The sequence below is a fragment of the Chitinophaga sp. genome (genome assembly GCF_017745275.1).
Taxonomy (GTDB): Bacteria; Bacteroidota; Bacteroidia; order Chitinophagales; family Chitinophagaceae; genus Chitinophaga.
The window spans coordinates 84,225-96,934 of record NZ_JAGHZS010000007.1 but is presented as its reverse complement, the minus strand read 5'-3'; the positions used below and the strand labels follow the sequence as shown (position 1 = coordinate 96,934).

Annotated in this window: 7 protein-coding genes; 1 reads left to right on the top strand and 6 read right to left on the bottom strand. The window is 47.6% G+C overall.

All coding sequences use genetic code 11. The features are described 5' to 3' along the window. Positions 1-9 precede the first annotated feature (9 nt). Positions 10-897, bottom strand: a complete 888-nt coding sequence (locus tag J7623_RS19865; RefSeq protein WP_291923647.1) for a LysR substrate-binding domain-containing protein — start codon at positions 895-897, stop codon at positions 10-12. Positions 898-1,010: 113 nt separating this feature from the next. Here J7623_RS19865 and J7623_RS19860 point away from each other — a divergent pair, with 113 nt between their 5' ends. Then, positions 1,011-2,252 (top strand): MFS transporter, encoded by a 1,242-nt coding sequence (locus J7623_RS19860; protein ID WP_291923644.1) that lies wholly within the window; start codon positions 1,011-1,013, stop codon positions 2,250-2,252. On the opposite strand, the gene J7623_RS19855 is transcribed toward J7623_RS19860, so the two are convergent. From J7623_RS19855 to J7623_RS19835, 5 genes are all read right to left on the bottom strand, one after another. Further along, a complete protein-coding gene (locus J7623_RS19855) occupies positions 2,249-4,684 on the bottom strand; it encodes a TonB-dependent receptor (RefSeq protein WP_291923642.1) in 2,436 nt (811 codons plus the stop codon). The genes J7623_RS19860 and J7623_RS19855 overlap by 4 nt on opposite strands. Positions 4,685-4,807: 123 nt before the next feature. Continuing rightward, a complete protein-coding gene (locus J7623_RS19850) occupies positions 4,808-7,561 on the bottom strand; it encodes a glycoside hydrolase family 78 protein (RefSeq protein ID WP_291923641.1) in 2,754 nt (917 codons plus the stop codon). Next, positions 7,561-9,480, bottom strand: coding sequence for a family 20 glycosylhydrolase (locus J7623_RS19845; protein ID WP_291923639.1), 1,920 nt, complete (start codon positions 9,478-9,480; stop codon positions 7,561-7,563). The genes J7623_RS19850 and J7623_RS19845 overlap by 1 nt, the downstream gene beginning before the upstream one ends. Before the next feature lie 72 nt (positions 9,481-9,552). After that, on the bottom strand, positions 9,553-11,577 hold the full coding sequence (locus tag J7623_RS19840; RefSeq protein WP_291923637.1) for a beta-N-acetylhexosaminidase: 2,025 nt from the start codon (positions 11,575-11,577) through the stop codon (positions 9,553-9,555). 43 nt (positions 11,578-11,620) lie between these two features. Then, positions 11,621-12,709: a DUF4998 domain-containing protein gene (locus tag J7623_RS19835; protein ID WP_291923635.1), complete on the bottom strand. Its 1,089-nt coding sequence runs from the start codon at positions 12,707-12,709 to the stop codon at positions 11,621-11,623. Between the last annotated feature and the right edge of the window lies 1 nt (position 12,710).

Sequence of the window (12,710 nt, the reverse complement as noted above, 5' to 3'; positions counted from 1 at the left end):
TACACCTTGTTATTTTCCATCCGGCGGCAGTGCCTTCAGGAGTTCCTGAATAAACAGGTCTGCCGCCTTTTTACGATAGGTTCCTTTCTGCCATACAATATATGCCTGTCGTTGTAACTCCCTTCCTTCAATTGGAATAGCGACCAGGTTTTTCCAGCCCATCACGGCCCGTTCATTCAGCAACGTAGCCCAATGCCCTTTTTCTACAAGTGATAGAATGGAGTGTACATCATTCATTTCGATACGGACCGCCGGTTCAATTTTGTTGGTTTGTAACGCTTCATCCAGCGAATCGCGGGCACTGAAACCCCTGGCAGGAAAGATGAGGTCCATTCCATTGAGACTTTGCAACTGGATCTTTTTTAACCCTGCCAGCTTATGCTTTTTAGAAACGGCGACCACAATTTTGGAGCGGAACAACGGCAGTGTTTCCAGGTCATCATAAAAAGCACTCGTGTGAAAAGCCAGTACCAGGTCCAGCTCTGACGCTCGGAGTTTGGCTTCCAGCTCCCGGGTAGTGCCATACTCTACGTAAATTTTAATACCGGGATACTTCACAGGGAACGTGGTGAGCGCCGGCAGCAGTGAAGCAGTGAAAGCATACGTAACGCCTATACGTAGTTCTCCCCGTAACATATTCTGCAGATCCTGGATCGCCTGTCGCCCTTTCTCTACGTCGAGCAACACCTGGCGGGCATGCAACAGGAAAACACCACCCGCTTCGGTAAGGTGCACCTGCTTACCGATCCGGTCGAACAAAGGCATTCCCAGTTCATTTTCGAGCTGTTTGATTTGTTGCGATAAAGTAGACTGGGTAATGTACAATGCAGCGGCAGCATCGGTAAAATGCGACAGCTCTGCTGCTTTTACGAAATACATCAGTTGACGTAACTCCATTTTATCAATCGTTTTTATCAATGAATATCATTAAAACAATCTATTTTACAAATATATTCATCTTCGCGACATTTGCACACAGATTAGATTATACACCTCAAACAGATGAATCTATGGATGCTTTTCGCGCTTTAAACTCCCGTAATTTCCGGCTTTTCTTCTCCGGACAATCGATATCCCTCATTGGCACCTGGGTACAAAAAACAGCCGTTTGCTGGCTCATATACCGGCTCACCAACTCCGCAATGTTATTGGGCGTTGTAAGCTTTGTAAGCCTGATTCCTTCCCTCCTGCTATCACCGTATGCCGGCAGTTATATCGAGCGGCATAACCGCTATCACATTTTGCTGATTACACAAATCGCTTCCATGCTGCAGGCTGGCACCCTGGCGTTGATGCTGTTGTTGCGATACTACAACATACCGGCTATTATTTTCCTGTCGCTGGTACAGGGAATGATCAATGCTTTTGACATGACCTGCCGCCAGTCGCTGATGGTAGAAATGGTAGAGAAAAGAGAGGACCTGCCTAACGCCATTGCGTTAAATTCTATCATGATGAACTTCGCGCGTATCGCAGGACCAGCGTTGGCGGGGATTATACTAAGTACCTTTGGGGAAGACGTTTGTTTCATGAGTAATTTCTTCAGCTACATACCTGTATTGATTTCTTTGTGGATGATGAAAATTGTATTGCCACCAGTGCTCAAATCAGACCGGAGTATATGGATGGAGCTGAAAGAAGGATTCCGTTATGTTTCCGGCGACAAAGATCTGGCTTCCATCCTGCTGATGTTGTGTGCCAGTAGCCTGCTCGTAATTCCTTTCACTACCCTGATGCCCATCTTTGCCAAAGATATTTTTAATGGCGATGCTAAAACATTCAGTTGGTTTGAAAGCGCTGCCGGATTAGGTGCTGTAACTGCCGCCCTTTATATGGCCCGGTTAAAACCCAGCGCCGACCTGATAAAAATCCTGATTACTGCCAGCCTTATTTTTGCACTGAGCCTTTTGTTGCTGGCCGTTTCCAGCTGGCTGCCATTAGCCCTGTTATTCATGACGCTTTCCGGTGTAGGAATGATGGCGCAGGTATCAGCCACCAACACCTATATTCAAACCCATGCCATTCCTGAGATGCGGGCAAGGGCCATCAGTTATTATGTGATGGCATTCCAGGGAATGATACCGGTAGGTAGTTTGCTCATCGGGTTACTTGCGAATTATATTGGCCCTAGATTCAGCGTATTTATGGCGGGGTTATCCGGCGCCGTGGCCATCGCAATATTTGTTAGCTACCGCAAAAAGAATCGCACCAACCGGGTGGAAATACCGGATGGTGCGAAAGTAGCTGCTTAGAACTTAAACGATACCGTACCGCTGAAGCTTCTTGGCTTCTGCGGGTTTACGGTGGTATAGCCTACGAAGTACAATTTATCTGCCAGGTTATCCATTTTTACGGCTACGCGGAAACGCGGCTGATCATAAAAAATGCTGGCATTTAATACCGTATAGCTGGGCAAATAAAAGGTGCCTGTTATTTTATCGTTCTGCACTTTATTATCACTGGCATAATTACCACCAAAGCCAAATCCCAGGCCATCAGCTACGCCCGCGGAGATGCGGTAACTGAGCCAGAGGTTTGCCACAGATGGTGCACCGGCGGTAGCTGGACGCATGCCTTCCACCTCTTTCGATGCAGCTTCATATTTGGAATCATTGTATGCAAAGCCGGCCACGATGTTGAATCCCTGGAAAGGGTTGGCAATCACTTCGGCTTCAAACCCTTTGCTCACCTGCGTTCCATCCTGCACAGAAAAATTGGGATTGGCGGCATCCGGGCGAAGTACATCTTTTACTTTGATATTGTAATAGCTGATGGTACCATTAATGCGGCCATTGAGCACCTGCAGTTTCACTCCTCCTTCCAACTGGTTGGCCTGTTCCGGTTTAAATGCCTTACCGGAAGCGGTGGTACCTACCTGGTTGGTAAATCCATTCTGGTAGTTGGCAAACAAGGAAACCCTGTCTTTCACCGGCTCATATACGATCCCTAATTTGGGCGAAAAAGCCGTTTGGTTATATCCGCCTTCATAAGTGCCTTTCACATCATTATAAGCGCCTTTATTATCGAAATAATCGACGCGTAACGCTGCCATCACCATCAGGTTATCGGTGAGGTTCAGCAAATCGGACACGTAAGCGCTGTAAGTGTTGGAAAGCGCCCGGGAAGGGAAGGCAAATCCAAGCCCATGATTAGCGTACAGGGTATCCAGGTTGCGGCGGTTGAAATTGGGATAGGCGGAAATCTCACCATGAGATGGAATCGTATCAAACGTACCACCACCAAAGAACTGGTTGGAGTTATGATAGAGATAATCTATGCCTCCCACAAACCGGTTTCTGAGGCTGCCTATTTTAAAGTCGCCATTGAAATTGTGTTGTATTTGTAAGAAGTTATCCTTGCTGTTGTCTGTAAACTGATCGTTGCGGGAAATAAAATTGCTTCCCACCTGGCCAGGTACTTTATTAACAGCACCATCAGACAACAGGTAAAAATAAGGCGAAGGGCCATTGGAGAAGCTGTTGGTAGAACTGATATTGGTGCTCATATTCCACTGATCAGATATTTTATACTTCATCAATCCAAAAATATTGGTATTACGGGAAGTCTGATACAAATCATTTTTGGAAAAGGCGCGTTTGAAATCAATCTTCAACTGATCAGCGCGATCTGTTCCCAATGCGGAGATGGGCTGTTGAGAGGGGAAGAAAAATACGCTGAGACCGGAGTTCTGACCGGTAGAAAATTCTGCATCAAAGAGGAACGACAAACGATCGTTTACGCGATACGATAAGCTGGGTGCAAAGGCGAAGTTTTTATTAAAGCCATAATCCTGCCAGCTGCCCTCATAGTTATAGGCGGTATTGATTCTCAGCAATACGTCTTTTTCCTTGTCCAGCGGGGTGTTAATATCTGCGCTCACGCGGTTAAAACCAAAGCTGCCCATGGCATAGGTGATGTCTCCCCCGAAATGATCATAAGGCTTTTTGGTAACGCGGTTAATTAATCCGCCGTAGGAAGTCAGGCTGTTGCCAAACAGTGTGGCAGACGGGCCTTTGATCACTTCTACCTGTTCCAGGTTGTATGCATCTATTTTAGCGGTTACGTTGCCGGCAAGACCATTACGCATTTTGCTCTGTACAATGAAACCACGGAGGTTATAATAGCCTCCACCGTCGCCGCTTCTACCCGAAGCGTCCCACATGCGCGTTAAACCCGGTGCATTTTTCAGTGCATCATCTACCGAAAATATTACCTGCTGTTGTAACAGGTCTTTGGTGATAGTGCTATATACCTGTGGGTTTTCGAGATTTTTCAGGGGCATCTTCGCTACATCATAGCTGGATGTTTTGATAAGCTTATTATGATTACCGGTGACTACCACTTCTTTGAGAGCCTTGCTGGAAACCGACAACTGCAGGCGGATAGTGGTGGTTTTACCGGCATTAACCACTACCTGTTCTTCCAGGGGGGCATAGCCCATCAAGGTAACGAGGAGATGATAACTGCCAGGTTTAATATGGTCGAATGAGAAAGCGCCATCGGGTTCAGAGATGGCAGTTTCATTGGTTTCCTTCAACAGGATTACTACGTCTGTAGCGGGTTTACCATCGGTAGTGATCACTTTCCCCCGGATGGTTCCACCATGCTCCTCTTCCGCCATTAAACGAAACGGTGCTATCAGTAAAGTCATTATTATCAATAAAAAGCCAGTCTGCTTGCTCATATGTTGCATTTTTTAGTGCTGCAAAATTGGCAAAGGTGAGACTGGCTTACTAATCGTATCGGGAATTTGATTTACGCAATGAGGAAATTTGTCTGCCTTACCGGAACTTAGGTTTCCTTCCTGTTATTTAGTTACATTAAAATGATATTTACCTGATCCGATAGCATAAAGTGATTCCCCGCCTTCTTTCCTGAGAAACCGTATGTCCTTTACCTGGCTGATGGGTTTTCCATCTGCCTGTATCCAGGCTGACCCGGTGGTTGGCAGATAAACAGTGGCGATGGTATTGGCAGGGATTTCCACTGACAATTCAAAGGTATGCTCGTTTTTCTGCCAATCGCATGCGATGCGGCCATAGGGCGATTGATAACTGGCACGGGCAAATGTAACGTCGCCTGCAGGCAGCGGATGAATTTCTATCTGCCTGAAGGCAATGCTGCCGGGCGCCTGGCGGATGCCTGCCAGGCCGTTGTAGAACCATTCCATCAGGTGCCCCAGCATCAGGTGATTATTAGATACATAGCGATAGGCTTGCCACGACTCTGTCAGCGCCGTAGCGCCATGAGCTATCTGGTAACCGTACCCGGGTACATCTGAGCGGGCATTCATCTTATAAATCAGTTCCGATTTTCCGGCGGATTGCAGTACGCGTAACAGGTAGCTATAGGCCACTTCGCCGGTAGTCAGGCTGTTGTTTCGTTTAGTGATATCCGTTACGATGTTATCTATCACGGCAGCTTTGTCTGCTGGTGCTACCAGCTCCATGTATACTGCCATGGCATTGGAAGCCTGGCTGCCGCCACCATATTGCTTCGTGATGTTGTCAAAGAAATATTTATTAAACGCCGCTCTCACTTTCTCTTTCCATTGACTATACAACTGCAGGTCTTCCGTTTTTCCCAGTACTTCGGCTGTTTTGGCAAGGATGGTGAGATCGTAATAATAAAATGCGGTGGCCGTGATACCTTTGGGCGTATTCTGAGATTCCCCGACGCCATTGGGGCCGATATCGAACCAGTCGCCCAGGCCATAGCTGAGAGTATCATTCCGTGATTTTCCCCGGAGATAATTCACGTAACGCTGCATCATGGAGTAGTTCTCTTCCAGTATCCTTTTATCGCCATACCACAGGTAGGCATTCCAGGGAACTATCACGGCAGCACTACCCCACTCCGGCGAATCCCGGAAGCCGCCCTGGAAGACAACGTATTCCGGCGCAATATCAGGGACCATACCGTTTTCGAGTTGTGCATCCTGCATATCAGCAGCTATTTTCGGCAGTAGTCCGGCCACATTAAAATTATACTGAATGGCGTTGCCCATCAGGTGCGCTTCTTCCAGCCATCCTAATTTTTCGCGATGCGGGCAATCTGTAAATATGCTGGCCATATTACTTTTCACCGCCCAGTTAACCAGGTTGAATGTGCGGTTAAAAATATCATTGGAGCAGGCAAATTCACCTGCTGCAGCGGCAGCGTTCCGGGTATGCAACCCTTGTACGGATTGTAGTACCGGCAAGTGTTGCGGGTTCTCCGCCGTAGGTGGCACACCACCTTCTACCTGGAGGTAACGGAAACCATAGTACGAAAAACGGGGATGCCATTTTTCGGTACCATGTCCATATAGCATATAATCGTATTCAACAGGTCCACCGGAAGACTGCTGAGTTACCAACCCGTTGTCGTCCAACAGTTCCCCAGGCGTTATCCTGATGACAGCTCCCTTAGGACCGGTAACAGTGAGATCCGGGATACCGGAAGCGTTTTGCCCCAGGTCATACACCCATACGCCCGGTTTGGGTTGTGTGATTTTTTTGGGTGCAAACGTATCGATTACTTTCAGCGGGTCGGCCGTTTGGGGCTGGAGGTTTTCGGGGCCGTCTACAGGCAGCGCGGCTTTCCAATGCTGGTCGCTGAACCCGGGGCGATTCCAGCCGGGCTGTTCCAGGTTGGCATCATAATCTTCCCCACCGTATATACTGCTGAATATGATAGGTCCTGGCGCCGTTTTCCAGGAAGCATCACTGACCAGGTCCGTGGTGCTGCCGTCTGCATATTCCAGCAAAAGGCGGCAGATCATTTTAGGATAACCGAACGTGCCAGATAATTTGCGGTAGCGCTCTTCCGGGATATGATAAAACCCGTTGCCCAGCATGGCCCCCAGGGCATTGCTCCCTTGCCGGATAAGCGCCGTCAGGTCAAAGGTGACATAAAGGGAACGTTTGTCGTATTGCGTCCATCCGGGATCCAGGAAATGATCCCCGATTTTCTGACCATTCAGGCTCATTTCAAACTGTCCCAGCCCGCATACGTACAGGGTAGCCTGCTTCAGCGTTTTGTTCACCGTAAATTCCTTCCGCAGCAAAGGCAGGATATTCCGGCCTTTCACAATGGCCGCATTTCCTTTTACTTTTCCGATATCAGGCAGCTCATCATAAGCAATCCAGGACGCCTGATGCCAGTCATTTTTGTCAACGAGTCCCATCTTCCATTGAGCGGGTTCACTCCAGGCGGAAACATTTCCGTGATTATCCCATACCTGCACAGACCAGTAATACGATTTGGCAGCCTGAAGCGGCTTGCCGGCGTAGGCCACCTGCACAGCGCCGGAACCTGCCTGTTTATGGGAGTCCCAGATGTTACCGGTATGTTGCTTTAATAAGACAGGATCGTCTGCAACGAGTACATGCCAGGCTGTCTGCATGGTTCCTCTCCTGCCGGACACCAACTCCCATGAAAAACGTGGATGCGTGACCGTTATTCCTAAAGGGTACTCCCGGTATTCGCATTGCAGGTGTGCCAGGGTGATATTATTATCGGTGGCATATATCTTTCCCCATACAAGCAATACCAGGAGGAGCAATTTATACTTCAACATTATTTCTGCAAATTGTCATTAGAAATATTTACGGCTATTTTTTTATTTTCCAAAACGATCCTGCTAACTGTACTTCTTTTCCCGGAAGGTGTTACTTCTATCGCCTGGAACACGCGTTTGTCGTTAGGTGGAACTACAAAACGGATAGCATTATTATACTCCTTGTCAGTGATATCCGGCACTTTACCATTCAGGGTGAAGTAAATTTTAGCACCGGGAATGGAGGGCTTCATCTTAAAGGAAAACGTTTCGCCGGTCATGGTTGTATCTGTTGGCAGGTACGGCGCAGGTACACGGTAATTGTATCCCAGCTTGTCGAAGCGTTCGAGTTCCTTGGGCAGCCTTATTTCAGAAAAATTTTGATAGTTCTTATTTTCCATTGGTGTCCAGGCCATTTCTGCTAACGCGAGCGTACGCAGCAGGATCATGTATTGCATCCTGGGAACGGTGGCAATAAATTCTGTCCAGATATTTCCCTGTACGCCCAGGATAAAAGGACGTTCGTCTGGCGTCAGGCTTTTGGGAACCGGATCATAAGCATAGAGGGCAGGACGGCCGCCCCTGTTGGCTGGCATCAAATCAGCATTGGCTTCGTTATAATCAAAGTACAATCCATTAGTGGAAGGCGACATGATCACTTCATGTTTCATTTTTGCGGCAGCAATGCCCCCTTCTTCCCCTCTCCAGCTCATTACGGCTGCATCCTTTGCCAGCCCTCCTTCCAGTATTTCATCCCAGCCAATTAATTTCTTTCCTTTTTTACGCAATATCTCTACCAGGCGGGAAGTGAAATAGCTCTGTACTTCATCGGCTTTTTTGAAATTCATTTTTTTCATGAAAGCCTGTATCCCGGGATCTTTCTCCCAATATCCTTTAAAACATTCATCGCCACCGATATGGAAATATTCATACGGGAACAGGGCAGCTACTTCTGTAAATACTTTGTCGAGGAATCGATATACGTTTTCATCGATAGGGTTCAGCGTGTTATCCAGCAACATTTCATATTTGCCATTGTCGTACCACCTGGAGAAGTTACTGCCAGGATTTACCTGGGCAGGTGTTTTTGTGCAGCAGAGTTCCGGGTAAGCTGCAATGGCAGCCAGGCTGTGGCCAGGCACATCTATTTCGGGCAGGATCTGGATGTAGCGGTCTGCCGCATATTTTACAACGTCTTTGATTTGTTCCTGTGTATAGAAACCGCCGTCAGTAGCTGCTTCTCCGGGACGAGGCGGTTCGTTGCTGCCATAACCGAGATAGCGTGGTACGCGCCAGGCGCCTACTGAAGTAAGTTTAGGAAACTGTTTAATTTCTATACGCCAGCCATTATCATCTGTCAGATGCCAGTGGAAACGGTTTAGCTTATACTTGGCCATCAGGTCGATGAGGTCTTTTACTTCCTGTACGGTGAAAAAGTGGCGCGACACGTCCAGCATGACGCCACGATAACCAAAACGCGGATAATCTTCAACAGACACACAAGGCAGTTGAGCCGCAGGTGAAGGATCTACAGGCAGCAGCTGGATCAGCGATTGAATACCATAAAAGAGCCCGGCATCTTTACCCACTACTGTAACGCGTGTAGGCGTAATCGTTAGTTTATATCCTTCTTTGGGCAAACGCTCTGCTCCTTTACTGGTGAGTTCTATAACAGTAGCAGATCCCGATGCCGTAGTATCTGGTTTGTTCTTCAGTTTCCAGTTATGATTCAGGTAGCTGGTTAGAAAAACAACCGCTTTATCCGCGGGATTATCTGCTTTGATGATGGTTTGCTGGCTTAGCGTAAAGGTGCCGTTGGTATGCTTTGTGGCTACAGGCGCCGGGATGATACCGGCGTAAAGGTCCTGGCTTTTCGCAGGCAGAAAGGCTAACTGGCAACTGACCAAAGCCAGGCATGCGATACGGTTTAAATGATTCATGAGAAAAAAGCGGGTTGTTGAAAAATAGTTATAAAACATAACGGTGATTTTTTTGCATGGCTGATGGAAAGTTCACTTTCCCGGTTGGAAAAGCATATCGTTGGCATACCAGTTCATTCCTTTTTCCTGGTGTACGGGTATGATCGTAAACATTAACTTTGGAGGTACCTGCCAGTCTTTACCGGGATTAAACTGATCTATGGGTAAGCGGATCAGCAGGCTGTTCCAGCCTTTCTTTACTTTTACCAGGGCAGGTGGCCGGTAGTAAAATCCTTCATCTACCAATGGATCTTCCAGCCGTCCTGATTCCCTGCCCGGAACACTCCATCGCGGTGGTAGCAGCAAGTTGCCATTTATCCAGATCCGGCTTTTCATATAATCCCACTCTCCCGCCGGCGGCGTGGCATCTGCGCCGGACCTGGAGAGGTCTTTTAACTCTGTAAACATGGTGATGGTGGTATCATGCGCACTCCAGAAACGGGTAAAAGCATACCAGGTAGTATTTTCCCGGGGCGAGGGTACCCAGGCCTTTACTTTGTCGGGACCTTCCGGACCGTGTGTATGCCACAACCACACCGTACCGCCTGTAACGTGAAGCGCACCTGCGGAATCCTGCAGGGATAGCTGTGCACCTTCCGGCCAGAAACCAGTATTTAATGCACCTTTGTTATCGAAAGGGCCGAATAGCTTCCAGTGTATATTGGATTGTTTTACATATTGAAAAGGCAACTGCGAAAAATAGCGGCGTTTATGATCGGTCAGCCGTTTTTCAAAAGCAACAAAATCTTTTGCCCGGGCGGACGTATCATTGCCTATATAAAATACAACGCCCTCGTTACCCCCACCTCTCCAGCTACGCTCTGAAAAGGCCAGCATAGCAGGATACACGGGTGTCATCAACAACAGGTCCGTTTCTTTTGCTACACGCCGGTCGCTCCACAGGCAGATCTCTGCTCCCAGCAAATGGGTATTGCCTTTTGTTTGCTGTCCTATCTGCCGGTTAAAAATAGTGACAACGCTATTCATCGGATCGAGGTCGCTCAGGTAGAGGAAACGGGAATCGATATATTTCACGTTCTGATGATCGAGGTGCTCTTCTTTCCAAAGCTGGCGGATATTGCTGCTGGCGCCGGTGCCACCGGGCGCCCAGGTGATCACCTCCATATGATGTTGCCGGATGGCCTTCGATACATCCGGCAACAACTGTTTGTTGGTGATGTCCACTTCGTCTGCACCAATGTGCAGATATGGAAGATCATAGGTAGCAGCTACTTCGTTAATAATATCCAATACGATGTCGTGACCTTTTTCGCTTTGCATATCTACCCCGGTAGCCCGTTTAAAGGCGCTGCTATGGCCGGGTATATCTATTTCAGGAACCAGGGTGATGTAACGATCCTTACAATATTGGATCAATGCTTTCATCTCTGCTTCGGTATAATATTTCCCTTTATTGCGGGTCATATTTTCGGCCGCAGTGAGTGCCGGATATTTTTTTATTTCCAGGCGCCAGGCTACATCTTCTGTCAGATGAAAGTGGAATATATTGAGCTTGTACCTGCTCATGATATCGATCTGTTGTTCCAGGAGTGCAGGCGATTGATAATTGCGGCCGGCATCTACCATATATCCGCGCCACTTATAAGCAGGATAATCCACTATATCACATCCCGGCAGCCAGGCGGTGGTAAGCAACTGATACAGCGTTTGCAGGCCATTAAAAATGCCATGTGGCTGATTGGCGGTGAGGGTCACCTGTTTCCCGGTGATCTGCAAGTGATACGCTTCTTCCGGCAAATCAGGCGCCGGTACTTTACCCAATTGCAACCGCAGCAGGTATTCGCCGGTCGCCTGTTGACTGATCACTGTAGAAAATCCTTTTTCGGCTAACATCTGTTGCAACAAGGCTGCTTCTTTGCGCAGGCTATCATCAGTCACTACAATCGCTTTGACTTTATGGAGCGGAAACTGTTGCGCATTCCATTTGACGGATTGCGGCAGTGGAATCAACGCAGGCACCTGCTGCGCCTGCAGCCGGAGTGCGCCTGATAATAAGAAGAGTACCAGCCAGATGGGCCATTTGCTTTTTTTGTTCACAGTACAATAGATTAACATCAGAAAATAACGTGGTATTATGCTATCAGAATCCATATGCGCTAATATCCCCTAATACGATGTACGACTGTGGCCCGCTTAGGCCGGTGAATTTAAAATACCTCGCGGTTGGATGGGTAGGTATTTCATACGATTGTCCGTCATCCATCAGGCGATTAAAATTAAACGTCCCCACGTCTGTCCAGGTAATATTATCAGTACTTATCTGCATCTTAAACGTATCGCATGCACGGTCGTCACCAGTTTTCCGGTACAGCATGAAAGATGTAATCATGCTTTGCGCGCCCATATCCACGGTAAAGAAATGCGGATACTGAGAGTTTCCTACCCAGGCATGCCAGCGGGTATTTGGGTTACCATCGATCACATTGCTCACCAGGTTTTCATCACCGGGATGCTGACTTGAAAAATCTATGATCTTCCATGGCTTTGGGCTGAATAAAAATGGTTTACTGGTGCTATAATCCGTGTAAAAAGTATCTATGCTTAATGAATCCGGCAGATATACAGTCCGGTACTGGTAAAGGGTACCCCGTTTCATATCTGTTATCACGGAGGTCACGTCACTCACCGGAAAACTTTTCACCTTTTCTTTGCCGGATATCGTTGTGTATTTTACCTGCATGGCATAAGCGCCATTTGAAATATCTGCGCCGCCCCACTTAACAGCTACTGAGTCAGGATACAATATGCCCGCTGTTACGGGGCGGCCTAAGAGGCTGGATTGGTATACATCTCCATAACTGGCACCAAATAATTCCACTGGTACAGATACATTGCCTTTGGAATCGTAAGTTTTGATGATAAAAGAATAACTCTTCTCCGGTAAATTATTAATCGTATAAGAAATGGTATCTCCTGTGGGAGGAATCGTCACAACTGCGGAGTCACTATAATTATTCCAGAAGATCTTTGCACTTGCCAGGGTGGGATCTGCTCCCCTCAGCCAGGAAATTTTCACCCTGTTATGGCCGGCATACACAACAGGCTTGCTGGCCTTTCCCGGGTAAACAATACCATCAGTAACAACAAACTGCCGGTAAGTACTATCCATCTTTTTACAAGCCACCAAAGCGCAGGATACCAGGATAAGATAATAAAATATATGCTTCATT